The sequence below is a fragment of the Roseiflexus sp. RS-1 genome, from assembly GCF_000016665.1.
In the GTDB taxonomy this organism is placed as follows: Bacteria; Chloroflexota; Chloroflexia; order Chloroflexales; family Roseiflexaceae; genus Roseiflexus.
Genome location: NC_009523.1, coordinates 2,786,644 through 2,803,489, shown reverse-complemented (window position 1 = coordinate 2,803,489; position 16,846 = coordinate 2,786,644). Strand labels below are relative to the sequence as shown.

The window sequence follows — 16,846 nt, the reverse complement described above, 5'->3', positions numbered from 1 at the left end:
GATGGATGTCACGGTTCAGTTGTGAAGGTGCCGACGGCTGGCGCGCGGCGATAAAAAACCAGGCGGTCTGCCTTGCGGTTCGACCGGCCTGGCGACAGCGGGTTGTCTTCCCCTGTCGCGTCCTCGTTTGGCGCTAGCCGCTCACGTCGTGCGTCTCTCCTTTGGATGAGACGTGCCGTTTCCGTACAGAAGAGTATACTACACAGCCTTGAACTTGTCAAGCCCGGTTTTTTCTCTTCTGTTTTCCTTGAGCATCGCCACAATGTGGCGTTTCTCATGGCAGGCGATACTATAGCACGACATTAAGAGTGTGTCAAGTCGCTTTTCCCTCGCAACTCCGCTCTACGCCCGCATCCGTTCGCGCCGGATATCGGCTATAATGCATCAAGTCACCCGCAATTCCGCCAGCGGGTCCCGATCAGGAAGCCAGTCATTAACGTAGCATACACATACAGAGGACGCAGAACGCACGATGATTGAAACTCTCTCGCATACGCTCCGTAATGGCATGCTGGTTTTGCTGCGCGAAGTACACAATGCTCCCCTCGCAACAAACTGGATCTGGTATCGTGTCGGTGCACGCTACGAGTCGCCGGGAATAACCGGCATCTCGCATTGGGTCGAGCATATGCTGTTCAAGGGCACGCCGCAGATTCCCGGACACGATCTCGATCGCCTGATCGCACGGAATGGCGGGACGTTCAATGGTTTCACCGCGCATGACTTTACTGCATATTTCGAGACGCTCCCTGCCGATCGGATCGATCTTGCGCTGCGTATCGAGTCGGACCGGATGGTGAATGCGCTCTTCGAGGAGGAAGAGGTTGAGCATGAACGCACGGTGATCCTGGCAGAACGTGAGGGGCACGAGAATGATCCAGAGTGGTGGCTTAACGAAGCAGTCATGACAACCGCTTTTCAGGTCCATCCATACCGCCACGAGGTGATCGGTTCGCGGGATGACCTGCTGGCATTGAAACGCGACCATCTCGTAGCGCATTATCAGACGTTTTATCGCCCCAACAATGCGGTACTGGTGCTGGTGGGCGATTTCGATGCGCATCAATTGATGAGCCGTATCGAGCACTACTTTGGTGATCTTCCGGCTGGACCGCCTCTGCCGCCGACCCACTGGAGTGAACCGGAGCAGCAGGAAGAACGTCGTGTTGTGGTGCGCCGACCGGGACCGGCGCAGTATGTGCAGATTGTGTATCACGCCGCCGATTGTCGCAGCCCTGATTTTGCGCCGCTGCTGGTGCTCGATGCGATCCTCTCTGGCGCAAAATCGCCAGCATTTAGCGGCGGTGCGCAAACGAATCGGAGCGCCCGTCTGTACCGCGCACTGGTGGAGACTCGCCTTGCCGCGTATGCCTCCAGCACGTTTCGCCCTACCCGCGATCCGCATCTGTTCGAGTTTCACGCAATGGTGCAGGAAGGGCATACAGCCGAAGAGGTCGAGCAGGCGCTGCTGGCTGAGGTGGCTGCACTCCAGGAGAATGGACCCCGTCCTGACGAGATGGCGAAAGTTATTAAACAGATGCGAGCACAGATCGCGTATGCGCGAGAGAGTGTGACCAACCAGGCATTGATGATCGGAATGTGGGAAGTGCTTGACCGCTATGATCGCGCCGATGCGCTGCTCGATGAGATCGCGGCCGTTCGGGTCGAAGATGTCCGACGTGTTGCGCAAACGTATCTGACAGAACGGCGGCGAACGGTCGGACACTTTCTTCCTCTGGGGATATGAATGAACGCTTGTGGTGATCCTATGAATCCGTTTCCTTCCAACCGCGCCGGTACGATTGCCACCGCACTGCGCTATGAACTGCCCAATGGCATGGTGGCGCTGGTACAGCGTAACGCAACAGCGCCAACGGTCAGCGTGTATGGCGAGGTGCGCGTCGGAGCTGCCAATGAGCCGCCTGAAAAGAATGGCTTATCTGCGTTCACCGGTGCAGCGCTTATCCGTGGCGCGGGTCATCGCACGTTTCAGGAGATTGTTGCAAGAACCGAGGCGGTGGGGGCCAGTGTCAATGCCGGCGGAGGAATGCATTCCACCGGCTTTGCCGGTCGGTCGCTGAACGAAGATGTCGCCTTGATCCTCGAAATCTTGAGTGATATGGTTCGCGCACCGATGTTTCCCGATGAGGAGATCGAGCGGTTGCGCGGTCAATTCTTAATGGCGCTGCGTGAAGATGAGCAGGATACGTCCGTCCGCGCTTCACGTGCGTTGCGGTCGATCATGTTCCCGCCAACGCATCCTTATAGCCGTCTCAGTCGCGGTACAATCGAGACGATCTCAACCCTCACCCGCGAGGATCTGCTCCAATTTCACACGCTGTACCACCCGGCAGCAACGACTATCGCCGTGGTCGGCGATATTGACCCCGCAGCGGTAATGGCGCTGATCGAGCGATTCTTTGGTGACTGGCAGGCGCCTGGCGCACCACCACGGGTGACGCTGCCTGATCCGCTTCCCCTGCCGGATCAACGGCGGGTTCATATTGCACTTGATGGCAAAAGCCAGACTGATGTCATCTGGGCAGTGCATGGGCTTGATCGCAGATCGCCGGATTATTACGCCGCCAGTGTGGCAAATATGATCCTTGGACAACTCGGTATTGGCGGACGCCTCGGCGAACGGGTGCGTGAAGAGCAGGGACTTGCATACTACTGCGGGAGCAGCCTCGACGCGGATCTCGGCGCGGGTCCGTGGACAGCGATGGCAGGCGTAAACCCTGCGCATGTCGAGCGTGCAATTGATGCAATCGTGCGCGAGATCAAACAGTTTGCCGCAGAAGGACCAACCGAACAGGAACTCGCCGATGCCCGTGATTTTATGACTGGCAGACTGGCAATTGGGCTGGAAACCAACGACAGTATTGCAAGCACCCTGCTTGGCATCGAACGCTATCAGCTTGGACTCGACTACATTGAACGCTACCCGGCTATCATTTCCAGCATTGATCGGGATCAGGTCGTTGAGGTTGCACGCCGGTACCTCGCTACCGATGACTACGCAATTGTCACGGCAGGACCGCCAGCGTCGTCGTCGGTGTCATGACGCAATCTGGCGGAACTGAGCAGGATTCATGTCCATCGTACTGTGACTTCTCTTCATCGTTTCGTTCGACTGATAATGCACCGTGAAGGTGTGCACAAGGAGACACCGTTTGTCTGGGAAAGAATTTACGGTGGCTGGCGCTTACCGGTACGATCACCGGTCACCGGTGCGCTGGGTATGGTCGCATGTGATGCGCTACCCCTGGCTGCCGATAGCCTTTATTGTCACCGTGATCGGTATGGCGACGTTGCAGAGCTGGAGCGCGGTCCTGGTCGGCGCAGCATTCGACGCGGTGGTTGGCGGCGTGACGCTGGAGCAACTGACAACTCTGGCGTTGGTTATTCTGGGAGTTCGCGTTGCGTTCGGATTGATCGATCTCGCCAACAGTTTTGTGGTGCAACTGCTGGCGCAACTGACGGAGCGGAATACACGCGAGGAGTTGTACGTCAGTTTGCTGGGGAAGAGTCTGACCTTCCATAACCGCCAGCGCACTGGCGACATCATGGCGCGAGCGACGAACGATGTGCAGCAGATCAATGCGATGATCAATCCGGGAATAAGCCTGATCATTGAGTCACTGGTCAGCCTGTCGGTTCCGCTGATTGCGATCACAACCATCCATCCACAGTTATTGCTCATGCCAGCAGTGTTTCTGGTCAGTTTTGTGTGGGCGCTGCGACATTACAACAATCAACTCAAACCGGTCGCAGGGGCGCTGCGACAACAGTTCGGCGTACTGAACGCCGGGCTGGCAGAGACGGTGAGCGGCATTGAGGTCGTGAAAGGGTATGCCCAGGAACCGGCAGAGGAGCGAAAATTCACGACGAATGCGCGCTCCTACCGCGACCTGTTTGTGCGTGAAGGCGGCGTTCAGGCGCGGTACCTTCCGGTGTTGCTCTACGGTCTGATGCTCGGTCTTGCTCTTGGGCATGCGCTGTTGCTGTGGCGCGCCGGTGACATTTCCATCGGACAGATCATCGGCTATATGGGGCTGCTGGAAGTGCTACGCTTCCCGACGTTCATTTCGCTTTTTACATTCTCGCTGGTGCAACTGGGGATCGCAGGCGCTGAACGGATGCTTGCCACCATCACGGCAACCACCGAACTCGATGAGAATGCTGGCGGGTATAGCGCTCCCATTCAAGGTGAGATTCGCTTCGAGCAGGTCAGTTTCGGGTATCAAACGGCTTCCACGCCTGGGTCGCACAACATGCGCGCCGCTGCCAGTTCTCCCCGTCCTTCCGCGCTGGTGCTGCGCAACATCACGTTTACGGCGCGCCCCGGCGAAACAATTGCGATTGTCGGGCAGACGGGTGCAGGGAAAACCACCCTGACCAGGCTGGTCAACCGGATCTACGATGCCACCGAAGGACGTATCCTGATCGATGGCGTCGATGTCCGCGACTGGAATCTTGACGCGCTGCGTTCTCAAATTTCGACGATTGAGCAGGACATCTTCCTGTTTTCACGCACCATTGCCGAGAATATCGCGTTTGGCGCGGCAGGCAACGCAACCCGCGAGGAGATCGAATGGGCGGCGCGTCAGGCGCAGGCGCACGATTTTATTATGTCGTTCCCGGATGGGTATGAAACCGTGATCGGTGAGCGTGGCATGACCCTTTCCGGCGGTCAACGTCAGCGGATCGCCATTGCGCGTGCGTTCCTCACCAATCCCCGCATCCTGATCCTCGATGATTCGACCAGTGCTATCGACAGTGCGACCGAGGATCAGATCCAGCGCGCCATGCGACGTGTGCTGACCGGACGGACGACGCTGCTGATCACGCATCGTCTTTCGCAAATCCGTTGGGCAGACCGCATTCTGGTACTGAAAAATGGCGAACTGGTCGCCCAGGGGACCCACGATGAACTGCTGGAGACGAGTGAAGCGTACCGTCGCATTTTTCTGCGCTACGACGCTGGCCATACCGTTCCCGTCGCGCGCCGCGACAGGCTTCGGGAGGAGATATGACACTGGATCAACGACACATTCCGCTGGAGGGTGCGCACAATGTGCGCGATGTCGGCGGCTATATGACCGTGGACGGACGCATCACGCGCTGGCGGCGATTGTTGCGCGCCGATAGTCTGCATCATCTGACGATTGAGGATCAGCAGCGGTTGCGCGCCTATGGTGTGCGCACGATTATCGACCTGCGATTGCCCTTCGAGGTGGCGCACAATCCGAATGTATTCGCCAACGCGCACGATGTTCGCTATACCAATCTTCCGCTGATCACCGAACGTAGTGAGACCAGCATCGAATCGCGTGCGAGTTCAGTCAGCGAGTTGTACCGCTTGATGCTGGATGAGTGCCAGGAACCGATCCGTCAGATACTGGCAACCATTGCAGAGGCGGATGCACCGGTGCTGGTTCATTGCTTCGTCGGCAAAGATCGCACCGGACTGATCACCGCGCTGGCGTTGAGAGCGACCGGCGTGCCGGTGGAGACGATTGCCGATGATTATGCCCTGAGCGAGGCGCTCACCATTGCGCTGCTGGCTGAAATCCGCGCAATGTTGATCCGTCTGGGGTACGATGTGACACGTTTTGATCGCCTCTCGCCAGCGCCACGTGAGGCAATGATCGAAACGATGGCGTACCTGGACGAGCGCTATGGCGGCATCGAGGCGTATCTCACGTCGATTGGGTTGACGGATGCGCAACGCGCCGGGTTGCGCCGACTGCTGCTGGAATGATGGCGACATACCGGGCAGTGTCGGGCAGGTGCGCGATCCTGCCCTGACTTGTTTTCGGGGCGGGCAGGATGGCAGAACGTCGCCGGCTCATTCTGGCGGCGTCAGCGCCATTGGCAAGCGGACAGATGTAACTGTCGCCGATGGATGCCAGCACTGACCCGGCGCCTGGTTCTCAGTTCTTCATACTCAGTTTCTGGAGAAATCGATGGGTTTCATCATGGACGGCCTGGCGGCCGAGGCGTATGATCGCACCTACAGTGATCGCGACCTGATCCGACGCATCTGGCGCTACTTTCGACCTCACAGTGGACGAGTCGCACTGGTGGCGATCATGGTCGTCCTGGGTTCGGTGGTTGCAACCATCATTCCGATCACCATCTCGCGCAGTATCGAACTGCTGGCAGGCGACCCCGCCACGCAAATGCTGATCGGGCTTGCCGCAGTGGTGGCGCTGATGGGGGCGCTGGGATGGTTCTTCAACTTTGTGCGGCTCACCTTCTCCGCACGCGCGGTCGGCGATGTTGTGCTGGCGCTGCGTGAAGATGCGTTCCGCGCCGTGCTGCAACGTGACATGTCGTTCTACAATCAGTATGCCTCAGGGCGCATCGTCAGCCGGGTTACGTCGGACACCCAGGACTTTGCGACGGTGGTCACGCTGACGATTGACCTGCTCAGTCAACTGTTGCTGGTCGTCATCATTGCCGTGGTGATGTTGACGATCAACTGGCAACTGGCGTTGATCACGCTGGCAGCCGGTCCGATCGTGATTGCCGCAGCATTGACCTTCCGCCGCGTTGCGCGTCTGACGACGCGCCAGGCACAGCGGGCGCTGGCGAATGTGAATGCCTCGATCCAGGAGACGGTCAGCGGAATTGCCGTTGCCAAGAGTTTTCGTCAGGAAGCGGCTATCTATCAGCAGTTTCGGCAGACGAATGAACTGGCATTCCGGGTTCGCCTGCGCCAGGGATTGGTCTTCAGCAGTATCTTTCCGCTCTTGAACCTGCTCTCAGGCATCGCAATTGCGACTATTGTGTACTTTGGCGGGCGGTTAGCAATCGGCGGAGTGGTATCGGTTGGCGAATGGTATCTTTTCGTCCAGAGTCTGGCGATCTTTTTCTTCCCGTTGACCAGCATTGCTTCCTTTTGGAGCCAGTTTCAGCAGGGACTGTCGGCGAGCGAGCGGGTCTTTGCGCTGATCGATGCCGAGCCGAAAGTGGTGCAGACCGGGAAGGAACCGGTGACGCATCTTGCAGGGCGGATCGAGTTTCGTGATGTGTGGTTCACCTACGAAGCCGGACAGGATCGGATCACGGTTTCGCCAGCATCACACCCGTCGACGCAGTGGGTGCTGGCGGGGTTTTCGCTGACCATTCCCGCCGGACAGAAACTGGCAATCGTGGGGCACACCGGCGCTGGCAAATCGAGCCTGATCAAACTGATCACCCGCTTTTACGAATTTCAGGCGGGACAGTTGCTCATCGACGGACAGGACATTCGCACGCTGGACCTGGCGCAGTACCGTCGCCAGATCGGTCTGGTGCCGCAGTCGCCGTTTCTGTTCTCCGGCACGGTGGCCGAGAACATTCGCTATGGACGACCGGATGCGACGATCGAGGATGTGCGGGCGGTTGCGTACCAGATCGGCGGCGGCGAATGGGTTGCAGACCTGCCGGACGGACTGGAAACGGATGTGGGCGAGCGCGGTGCGCGTCTGTCACTCGGTCAGCGGCAACTGGTGGCGCTGGCGCGTGTTCTCTTGCAGAACCCTTCGATATTTATCCTCGATGAAGCAACGGCAAGCATCGATCCATTCACCGAGACTCAGGTGCAGGAAGGGCTGGACATTGTGATGCAGGGGCGGACGAGTATCATCATCGCACATCGCCTTTCGACGGTGCGCACTGCCGACCGGATCATTGTGCTGAAACAGGGACGCATTATCGAGGAAGGAACCCATGACCAGTTGCTGAGCGCTGGCGGACACTATGCCGAACTGTACAACACCTACTTCCGCCATCAGTCGCTCGACTATAAGCCATGGGAAGAGACGGCGCCCGGTGCGTGACATCACGCTGGAGAAACAGAATGCCTGTGCCAGGCACAGACATCACCAGCAGGAAACTGCAACAACTCACACGACGCTTCAGCTCGCAGCTTCACCGACGTAACGACGATGGCGCCGGTTGCCGGGATCGGACGCGCCGGATGAAGCGCACAACGACGAAAGCGATCAGGATCAGCGCAATCGCCGCAAGAAGCGGCGCCACAATTGCCAGTAACGACACCAGCAGCGATGTCACATCCTCAACGGCGCTCACAATTGGGTTGGCAACGCCGCCGGTGGTTGCGGTCGCCACCGGGCGCGCGGCGCTGCGTCCCAGATGGGTCGCACCGGCGGCTAGAATGCCACACACTGCTGCCAGCACCGGATCGACGGCGCCGGTCGAACTGTTTGCCGCCAGAAAGACAATCGCACCGGCAGCCGGGCTGATGACCAGACCAGCCAGATGGAGCGCATGATCCACTGTCGGAATCTTATCGCCGATCAGGTCGAGCAGTGCGAGAACCGCAACGACCAGCAGGAAGACCGGGTGCGCCACAACATCGTAGGGGTCGTTGAGACGGATCAGATCGGTGTAGCGCGCCAGCAATCCGACAGTCAACAGGGGAATGTACGCATTGAGACCCGCAGCAGTGGAAAGACCAAACGCCGACAGGATGCTGAGCAAACCATTCATTGTTCTTCCTGCTGAGCAGGCGGGCAGACAGGCAGTTCAACGCCACACGCAGCGACCAGTGCCGCCACGCCGCGATTTCAGCAGTATTATGATACCATAGAGCATCACCGAGTGCATGCAGAAATGACATCATCGAAGGAGTAGTGATATGAGGAGATCGAACGAAACGGGGTGGTTTGATGTTGCCCCCGGCATTCGCCGCCGAACCATCGCCGTAACGGAACGTATGCAGCAGATTGCGGTCGAACTGGATCAGGGCGCGCGTCTGCCAGAGCATCGTCATCCCCACGAGCAGATCACCTATCTCATCTCCGGCAGACTCCGCTTCGTTATCGACGGTGTAGAACGGGAGGTTGCGCCTGGTGAAACCGTTGCATTACCAGGGAATACGCCGCACGCGGTCGAAGCAATTGAAGCATCGCAGGCAATCGACACATTTAGCCCGCCACGCGAGGATTTGCTGGCGCAGGATGCAGGCGGGTAAGCATGGCGAATTAACAGGCGGGAAGGTTGCCGGTGCACAAACCCCTACCCGGCGTCCGCGAGGGAACGCTGCTCATTGGCATCCTCACGGTTCAGCCAGCGAATAAACACCACAGTCAGCACTGCAAAGTAGACCAGGCTGCCGGGCACCCACATGATCAGACCCGCCAGTTGCTGGTCATCACCCAGCGAGACACCCCAGAGTCGCGGGCGCAGGGCATAGTATGGATAGAGCGGCGCCTCGGCAAATGCAATCAGCGCGCCAATAATCGTGGTTGGCAGCGACATGAAGAAGAGATACGCGGTTTGCAGCAACGGATGCGCAGACGGCAACTCGTCCATCGGACTGCAGATGGGCCACCACGAGAGCACGCCGACGACAAAAAACATCACGTGTTCAAGGATATGGAAGCGTTCATCCCGCAGTGCCAGATCGTAGTAGAACGGTACGTGCCAGAGCGCGAAAACCGCATTAAAAGCGAAGAAGACGAAGACCGGATTGGTAAGAAACGACCCGACGGGGTACGCGCCGGGGATGCGCATGAGCGGACGCAAAACCCAGCGCGGCAGACCCAGCAGCAGGAACGGGGGAGCGACCATCGCCAGCAGCAGGTGCTGCAGCATATGCATCGTCAGCAGATAACTTCCCAGCGAGTCGATGGGGGAAGCGAGCGCAATGAACAACACCACCCAACCGACGAAGAAGAGGCGCACCTGCGCTGGCGTAGGCGGTTCATTCCCCGGAAAGAAGCGACGCAGCGGACCGGTGACGCAGAGTGCGTACCCGCCCGCAATCAGCGCCAGGTTGACCATCAAACCCGGTTCGAAGTTCCACTCGTACATCCCGATCCCGCTTCACCCTGCAATGCCGACGTGATCCGAGAAAAGCACCATGAATGATAGCAGGAGCGTGGTTGCAAACGCAAGCGGCACAAGGAACACAAACTTGAAGATCCCTGCATCGCCCTTGAGGTGCATAAAGAACATCACCACAGCGGCGCCCTTGATTGTCGAAAGGATCAACAGCAGCGTTACTTCGAGCCACTTGGCGATCAGGTGCTGCTCATTCACGATAAACAACCCAACCTCCAGCGCCGTCACCACCGCCAGCACCCCGGCGACGATCCAGTAGAAGCGGTCGGAAGGGTGCGTATGTGCACCATGTTCTTCGCTATGACCTGCCACGATGCTCTCTCCTCTTCAGATCAGATAGACGAGCACAAAGATTGCCACCCACACCAGATCGACAAAGTGCCAGTAGAGACCGGCTATCTCGACATCCATCACATTCTCCGGCGAGTCGGGATAGGCGCGCACTTTGAAGAAGACCGATAGCAGCCAGATAACCCCAATCGCCACGTGCGTACCGTGAAAGCCGGTCAAGACGAAGAACGTCGTACCGAACAGACTGCTGCTCAGCGTCAATCCTTCGTGGTACAGGTGATTGAACTCATACGCCTGACCACCGATGAATGCCAGACCAAGCCCGACGGTTGCCAGCAACCATGTAGTGAAACTGCGGCGATCACCGCGCCGGCTTGCCGACAGCGCCAGCACCATCGTCAGGCTGGATGCCAGCAGAATACTCGCCAGCACCGTCGTCAACTCGATATCGAGAAACTCACGCGGATCCTGGAAATCGGGGCGCGCGCGATTGACCGGTGCAAACACGAAGTAGGTGGTGATCAGGGTTGCAAAGAACAGCGTCTCGGATCCGATGAACGCCCAAACCCCCAACTTCCGGTTATCCACGCCGAGTGATGTATGGTGCGCGACTGCCCCGTGTGTTCTGGTCGTCAATTCACTCATAAGCAGTTCCCTCACGCTTCTTCTCTAGTGCGCATGGTGCGGCGAGTCCACATGCGAGATGCGCACCCAACTGAGAATGCCGAACGCCATGATCAGCAAACCGACGATCATCGCTGACGCTGCGATGAGACCAAAGTCACTCAGATATATGATGCCGAAGCCCAGGATCATAATACCGACCGACACAATGAGCGGCGCATAGGTTGGCGAAGGCAGATGGATCGGTTCTATGGCGGGAGACGTTTCATGCTCAAATCCATCACGCCTCTCCGACTCACCGTGTGCGCTAGACGTCCCGTGCCCGCCGTTGATCTCGTGCAGATGGGGATACTTCTGATCCCACAGTGGACGACGACTGCGCACGCGCGGCGTTACGGCAAAGTTGTAGACCGGCGGCGGCGAACTGACCGCCCACTCCAGCGTCGCGCCATCCCACGGATCGGCAGGCGCAATGGGACCGCGCCGTATACTCGTTACCACATTCCAGAGGAACAGCAGGAAAGCGACCGCCAGTAGCAGTGAGCCGGTTGTGGAAATCAGGTTCCAGAGATTCCACCCCATGTCCGCTTCGTAGGTATAGATACGTCGCGGCATACCAGCATTGCCGCTCAGGTGCATGGGGAAGAAGGTCAGGTTGAAACTGATCAGCATAAGCCAGAACTGCCATTTGCCGAGTCGTTCGTCCAGCATCCGCCCGGTCATCTTCGGGAACCAGTAAAAGATTCCCGCGAAAATGCCCTGGATCGCACCGCCAAACAGCACATAGTGCATATGGGCGACAACGTAGTAGGAGTCGGTCTGCTGCACATTGATCGGTGGCGAAGCCAGGGTAACGCCACTGATACCGCCGATAATGAACATACTGATAAAGCCGATGGCATAGAGCATCGACGTGGTCAGGTTCAGCGAACCCTGCCACATCGTCGCCAGCCAGTTGAAGATCTTCACGCCGGTCGGGACTGCGATCAGAAAGCTGGCGGCGCCGAAGAACGCATTCGCCAGCGGACCGAGACCCACGGCGAACATATGGTGCGCCCAGACCAGAAAGCCGAGGAAGCCAATTGCCACCCCAGAGTATGCCACAAACGCATACCCGAAGATCGGCTTGCGTGAAAAGGTCGGCAACACTTCCGAAATGATGCCCATCGTTGGCAGGATGAGAATGTAGACTTCGGGGTGACCGAAGAACCAGAAGAGGTGCTGCCAGAGCACCGCATCACCACCCAGGTTCGGCAGGAAGAAGCGCGTACCGAAGTGCCGGTCGAACAGCAACTGGATGGTCGCCACCGTCAACACGGGGAAGGCGAAGATCAGAATGAACGCAACCACCAGCTGCATCCAGACGAACAGCGGCATCCGGTTGAGGGTCATACCGGGCGCGCGCATATTGAGGATGGTGACGATAAAGTTCAACGCACCCGCAATCGATGCCACGCCGGTCAGACCAATACCGACGATCCAGTAATCGACACCAGCAGTCGGTGCAAACTGTTTCTGCGTCAGGGGCGCATAGGCGAACCAGCCGACATTCGGCGCGCCCCCGACAAAGAAACTGACGTACAGCATCAAGCCGCCGAAGATGAACAGCCAGATACTGAGCGCGTTGAGACGCGGAAATGCCATATCGCGCGCGCCGATCATCAGCGGCACCATATAGTTGCCCAGCCCGACGTTCAGCGGCATCAGACCGAGGAAGATCATCGTTGTGCCGTGCATGGTGAACATCTGATTATAGACATCGGGCGTCAGGAACGTGTTATCCGGCACACCGAGTTGAATGCGCATGAGCAGCGCCTCGATCCCCCCGATCAGGAAAAAGACGAACGCGCTAACCAGATACATGATCCCAATGCGCTTATGATCGGTCGTACTGAGCCACCCCGCCCAACCGGGGCGCACATTGACGACGGGTATACTGACGGTTCCAGCGGTACGTTCGGCGATAGCCATAGATCGAAACCTCCGAATCTAGCGTTCTGGCGGCAGTGCGACCGACACCTTCATACTATCGAGATACGCTACCAGATCGGCGATCTCCTGATCGCTCAGATTGGCTTTGATCCACTGTGGTGTTAACGCGCGGCTCATCAAGTTGCCGGGTTTCAACTTTGGCGCCTCACGCAGCCAGCGCGCAAGGTTTTCCGGCGAGTAGGGAAGAATACCAGCAGCAATCGTCTGGCGACTGCCGTAGTAGGTCAGGTTCGGTCCTATCAAGCCACGTGCATTCGTACCCTCAACCGCATGACAGGCGATGCACTGTTTTCGCGCATCGAGGAAGATCGCCTGACCACGCGCCGCATCACCGGTCAGACCGTTGACCGTCAGTGTTCCGGCAGGAGCGGCGGGCGGCGACTTCTTCTGATCGATCCAGCGCGCGAATTCGGCTTCATCGACAGCAATGACGCGGAAACGCATCAAGGCGTGCGCCTCGCCGCAAAATTCGGCGCAGACGGCGCGATAAATACCAGGTTGGTCGGCGGTAAACGTCAGGAAATTCGTCTTGCCAGGGATCATGTACGTTTTCCCGGCAAGTTTCGGCACCCAGAAATTATGGATGACATCCTGCGACTCCAGCACCACTGTCACCGGGCGCCCAACCGGAATATACATATCGGAGGCTGTCACCAGCGGCTTGCCTTCAGCGCCGAGGTCGGGATACTGGAACTCGAACCACCACTGATGCCCGATGGCCTTGATCCGCAGCGCATCTTCAGGCATCACCGCATTCGCAGCCTGCGTGCGGAACGTCAACACCGCAATCACCAGCACAATGATGGCAGGGGCAATCGTCCACAGAATTTCGACCTGCGTGTTCCCATGAACCTGCGCCGGCATCGCCGTGCTGCCGGGGCGGCGACGGAAACGCCAGATGGCGTAGATGAGCAACCCCTCGACGACGACAAACACGCCGAGCGCCATCCACCAGATCGGGATGAGCAGTTCATAAATGCGACGTGCATTGTCGCCGTAGGGATCGTAGGTGTCGCCCGGACCGGCGCTGCACGCGGTGAGAACGACCAGGAGTGCGATCAGGATCGCGGCTCTCAATAATGTGCGAGGAAGTATCCGCATAGAAGGTTCCTCTCCAGGGGACTGCGCCCGGCATACAGGCGCTGAAACGATGGTATCGTCACGCTGCCCGACGCAATGCAATCTGATTGTTGTTTCGTGCCTGCCCGGATAATACGTGAAAAGTTGCACGATGTTTCGATGGCTATTATACCCGAAAGTTGGAGAGTGTCAATCCACTGTTATCATCCTTCTTTTGAAGAGGTATCGGGATGCAGAACCTCTCCCTTTGGAGAGGCGCATTGCGCAGCTCGAGTCATATGATTAATACCGCCAGATGTTGTCATGTCTTAACCTGTTGCGTGTCATCCTCATTTTGCATGACGCGCCTGGCTATGCTACAATCGAGCGTCACTTCCCCTCGTGGTTCAAACTGGATCGAAAGGAGTTGCACCGGAAGCCTGACAGGTCGGTATACTCTTTCCTTTGCGTCGTCCGACTGGAGCCGGCAATGCAGCCGGTGTTCAACAGGCGAAACAGAGTAGTTCTTCCTTAATCAGGTGTTCAAAGCAATGGTGCTATCCGCACGCTATCAAGGAGAGAGTCGATGCAAGAACTCAGCAGTTTCGAACAGGCAGCCGTATGGGCAGTGCTTGGCGTTGCGATTTTCGGCATCGCATACGCATTCGTGCTTCGTGCACAGATCCTGGCGCAGGATAAAGGCACTGCCCGCATGCAAGAGGTGTGGGGATTCATCAAAGACGGCGCCAATGCCTATCTGAGCCGTCAATTCCGCACGATTGCCATCCTGATCGGCGTTCTGACGTTTGTGCTTGCTGCCAGTGTGTTCATCATTCCGCCGACACGCGAAGCCGTCGAGCACTTCGGCAGTGAGGAGACAGCGACGCTATGGGTGGCGATTGGGCGCGCAGTCGCGTTCCTGATGGGGTCGTTGTTCTCGTATGCGGTCGGCTTCGTTGGGATGAATGTTGCGGTTGAAGGCAATGTTCGTGTTGCCGCTGCATCGCGCAAGGGGTACAACCCTGCGTTGCAGGTCGCCTACAAGTCCGGGTCGGTGACCGGGATGCTGACGGTGGGGCTTGGGTTGCTAGGCGGTACGTTGATCTTTATGGTCTACGGCATCGCTGCGCCGGACGCGCTGCTCGGCTTCGGCTTCGGCGGCTCGCTGATCGCGCTCTTCATGCGCGTCGGCGGCGGCATCTACACCAAGGCTGCCGATGTCGGCGCCGACCTGGTGGGGAAGGTGGAAGCCGGTATTCCTGAAGACGATCCGCGCAATGCAGCAGTGATCGCCGACCTGGTGGGCGACAATGTTGGTGACTGCGCCGGTATGGCTGCCGACGTGTTTGAGAGTTTCGAGGTGACGCTGGTGTCGGCGTTGATCCTCGGTCTGGTGCTGGGTGATGCAGTGGTCGGCACGCTGGGGGATGGGCAGTATGATCTGCGATTCATTGTTTTCCCACTGGTGCTGCGCGCCATTGGCGTGATCGCGTCGGTTGTCGGCAACTCGGTGGTCAGCACCGACGAGAAGCGCCGCAATGCGATGGCGGCGATGAATCGCGGGTTCTACGTCGCCGCTTTTCTCTGCCTTGTCGGGTTTGCAGCGTTTACCGCAGTCTATATGGTCGATCCGACAACCGGCGCTATTGACTGGCGTCCGTTCCTGGCGACCATTGCCGGTCTGGCGCTGGCTGTGGCGCTCGATAAACTGACGGAATACTTCACATCGACGCACTTCAACCCGGTGAAGGAAACGAGCAAGGCGTCGAAGACGGGCGCAGCCACCAATATTCTTGCCGGTCTGGCGCTCGGCATGGAATCGAGCGTCTGGGCGATCCTGGTGATCTGTGCGTCGATCCTGACGTCAATCGCTATCTTCGCCGGGTACTCGACCGATCCGGCAGTGACGCTCACCGCAGTGCTGTATGGCGTGTCGCTGACCGGTATCGGTATGCTGACGCTGACCGGGAACACGATTTCGATGGACTCGTTCGGTCCGATTTCGGACAATGCGAACGGTATCGGCGAGATGGCGGGGTTGGACAAGAATGCGCGCAATGTGATGGACGACCTGGACGCGGTCGGCAACACGACCAAGGCGGTCACCAAAGGCATCGCTATCGGCTCGGCAGTGATCGCGGCAGTGGCGCTGTACGGTTCGTACCTGGCGGACGTATCGAAGGTGCAGGAGCAGATCGGCGTTCCGCTGGCGGAGCAGTTGCGCACCATCGGCATCAATGTTGCGATGCCGACGGTTTTCATCGGGTTGCTGATCGGCGGTGCGGTGCCGTTTCTGTTCTCGTCGCTAACGATCCGCGCGGTGCAGCGCGCTGCGTCGCAGATCGTGAACGAGGTGCGTCGTCAGTTCAAGATCCCAGGCATTATGGAGGGCACGGTGACGCCTGACTATGCGCGGGCGGTGAGTATCTCCACCGTGGCTGCGCAGAAGGAATTGATCAGCCTGGGTCTGATCGCGGTGATGGTGCCGATCCTGGTCGGGTTCCTGCTCGGCGTCGAGGCGCTCGGCGGTTTCCTGGCGGGCATCATTCTCTCCGGTCAGTTGATGGCGGTGTTCCAGGCGAATGCTGGCGGTGCGTGGGATAATGCGAAGAAGTACATCGAAGAAGGGAACTTCGGCGGGAAGCACTCGGAGCCGCATAAAGCCGCTGTGGTCGGCGATACGGTCGGCGACCCGCTGAAGGATACGGCAGGACCCGCGCTGAACCCGATGATCAAGGTGATCAACCTGGTGGCGCTGATTATTGCGCCGATTGTTGTGACGATCCCCAGCGGCAGTCCGGGAGTCATTTTTGCGATGGTGATCTGCGCGGTTGCGCTGGCGTGGGCGATCTGGCAGAGCAAACGCGAAGCGCCGTCGATGACGGCTGAAACGACAGCGCCTGCGACAACTGCCAGGGGCGTGTAGTGTGCAACCGATACATCGGGGAGGGGCGATCCGACGGGATCGCCCCATTTTTTCCAGACAAAACGGATGAGTCGGAGACCCACCCGTCGGAAACAG

The 16,846-nt window shown here is 58.4% G+C and carries 13 protein-coding genes; 7 read left to right on the top strand and 6 right to left on the bottom strand.

Features of this window, described 5'->3' with window-relative positions:
• The first annotated feature begins 472 nt into the window (after window positions 1–472).
• From ROSERS_RS11725 to ROSERS_RS11705, 5 genes are all read left to right on the top strand, one after another.
• Window positions 473–1,747 (top strand): M16 family metallopeptidase, encoded by a 1,275-nt coding sequence (locus ROSERS_RS11725; protein ID WP_011956999.1) that lies wholly within the window; start codon window positions 473–475, stop codon window positions 1,745–1,747.
• A gap of 21 nt (window positions 1,748–1,768) precedes the next feature.
• Window positions 1,769–3,064 (top strand): M16 family metallopeptidase, encoded by a 1,296-nt coding sequence (locus ROSERS_RS11720; RefSeq protein ID WP_157041057.1) that lies wholly within the window; start codon window positions 1,769–1,771, stop codon window positions 3,062–3,064.
• A 109-nt stretch (window positions 3,065–3,173) separates the two neighbouring features.
• A complete protein-coding gene (locus ROSERS_RS11715) occupies window positions 3,174–5,036 on the top strand; it encodes an ABC transporter ATP-binding protein (protein ID WP_041333551.1) in 1,863 nt (620 codons plus the stop codon).
• Window positions 5,033–5,764, top strand: coding sequence for a tyrosine-protein phosphatase (locus ROSERS_RS11710; RefSeq protein ID WP_011956996.1), 732 nt, complete (start codon window positions 5,033–5,035; stop codon window positions 5,762–5,764). Before ROSERS_RS11715 ends, ROSERS_RS11710 begins: the two co-directional genes overlap by 4 nt.
• Before the next feature lie 205 nt (window positions 5,765–5,969).
• On the top strand, window positions 5,970–7,829 hold the full coding sequence (locus ROSERS_RS11705) for an ABC transporter ATP-binding protein (RefSeq protein WP_011956995.1): 1,860 nt from the start codon (window positions 5,970–5,972) through the stop codon (window positions 7,827–7,829).
• Window positions 7,830–7,920: 91 nt separating this feature from the next.
• Here ROSERS_RS11705 and ROSERS_RS11700 read toward each other — a convergent pair whose 3' ends face one another.
• A complete protein-coding gene (locus ROSERS_RS11700; protein ID WP_011956994.1) occupies window positions 7,921–8,502 on the bottom strand; it encodes a DUF4126 domain-containing protein in 582 nt (193 codons plus the stop codon).
• Window positions 8,503–8,650: 148 nt separating this feature from the next.
• Between ROSERS_RS11700 and ROSERS_RS11695 the strand changes: the two genes are divergently transcribed.
• Window positions 8,651–8,986, top strand: coding sequence for a cupin domain-containing protein (locus ROSERS_RS11695; protein WP_011956993.1), 336 nt, complete (start codon window positions 8,651–8,653; stop codon window positions 8,984–8,986).
• Between the two features lie 44 nt (window positions 8,987–9,030).
• Here ROSERS_RS11695 and ROSERS_RS11690 read toward each other — a convergent pair whose 3' ends face one another.
• The 5 genes from ROSERS_RS11690 to coxB are packed head-to-tail and all read right to left on the bottom strand — an operon-like array spanning window position 9,031 to window position 13,866.
• A complete protein-coding gene (locus ROSERS_RS11690) occupies window positions 9,031–9,828 on the bottom strand; it encodes a cytochrome c oxidase assembly protein (protein ID WP_011956992.1) in 798 nt (265 codons plus the stop codon).
• A gap of 12 nt (window positions 9,829–9,840) precedes the next feature.
• On the bottom strand, window positions 9,841–10,170 hold the full coding sequence (locus tag ROSERS_RS11685) for a cytochrome C oxidase subunit IV family protein (protein ID WP_011956991.1): 330 nt from the start codon (window positions 10,168–10,170) through the stop codon (window positions 9,841–9,843).
• 15 nt (window positions 10,171–10,185) lie between these two features.
• Entirely contained in the window at window positions 10,186–10,794 is a 609-nt protein-coding gene (locus ROSERS_RS11680) for a cytochrome c oxidase subunit 3 (protein WP_011956990.1), read from the bottom strand.
• A gap of 24 nt (window positions 10,795–10,818) precedes the next feature.
• Entirely contained in the window at window positions 10,819–12,744 is a 1,926-nt protein-coding gene (gene ctaD, locus ROSERS_RS11675; RefSeq protein ID WP_011956989.1) for a cytochrome c oxidase subunit I, read from the bottom strand.
• A gap of 18 nt (window positions 12,745–12,762) precedes the next feature.
• Complete coding sequence (coxB, locus tag ROSERS_RS11670) at window positions 12,763–13,866, bottom strand: cytochrome c oxidase subunit II (RefSeq protein WP_011956988.1); 1,104 nt, start codon at window positions 13,864–13,866, stop codon at window positions 12,763–12,765.
• Window positions 13,867–14,410: 544 nt separating this feature from the next.
• On the opposite strand from coxB, the gene ROSERS_RS11665 reads away from it, so the two are divergent.
• Window positions 14,411–16,750 carry a sodium-translocating pyrophosphatase gene (locus ROSERS_RS11665; protein WP_011956987.1) on the top strand — a complete coding sequence of 780 codons (2,340 nt, stop codon included), beginning with the start codon at window positions 14,411–14,413 and terminating at the stop codon, window positions 16,748–16,750.
• Window positions 16,751–16,846 lie beyond the last annotated feature (96 nt).

Excerpts from the sequence above, each read along its gene's own strand:
- ROSERS_RS11725 (WP_011956999.1), top strand. The coding sequence starts at position 473 with ATGATTGAAACTCTCTCGCATACGCTCCGTAATGGCATGCTGGTTTTG.
- ROSERS_RS11720 (WP_157041057.1), top strand. The coding sequence starts at position 1,769 with ATGAATCCGTTTCCTTCCAACCGCGCCGGTACGATTGCCACCGCACTG.
- ROSERS_RS11710 (WP_011956996.1), top strand. The coding sequence starts at position 5,033 with ATGACACTGGATCAACGACACATTCCGCTGGAGGGTGCGCACAATGTG.
- ROSERS_RS11705 (WP_011956995.1), top strand. The coding sequence starts at position 5,970 with ATGGGTTTCATCATGGACGGCCTGGCGGCCGAGGCGTATGATCGCACC.
- ROSERS_RS11700 (WP_011956994.1), bottom strand. The coding sequence starts at position 8,502 with ATGAATGGTTTGCTCAGCATCCTGTCGGCGTTTGGTCTTTCCACTGCT.
- ROSERS_RS11695 (WP_011956993.1), top strand. The coding sequence starts at position 8,651 with ATGAGGAGATCGAACGAAACGGGGTGGTTTGATGTTGCCCCCGGCATT.
- ROSERS_RS11690 (WP_011956992.1), bottom strand. The coding sequence starts at position 9,828 with ATGTACGAGTGGAACTTCGAACCGGGTTTGATGGTCAACCTGGCGCTG.
- ROSERS_RS11680 (WP_011956990.1), bottom strand. The coding sequence starts at position 10,794 with ATGAGTGAATTGACGACCAGAACACACGGGGCAGTCGCGCACCATACA.
- ctaD (WP_011956989.1), bottom strand. The coding sequence starts at position 12,744 with ATGGCTATCGCCGAACGTACCGCTGGAACCGTCAGTATACCCGTCGTC.
- coxB (WP_011956988.1), bottom strand. The coding sequence starts at position 13,866 with ATGCGGATACTTCCTCGCACATTATTGAGAGCCGCGATCCTGATCGCA.
- ROSERS_RS11665 (WP_011956987.1), top strand. The coding sequence starts at position 14,411 with ATGCAAGAACTCAGCAGTTTCGAACAGGCAGCCGTATGGGCAGTGCTT.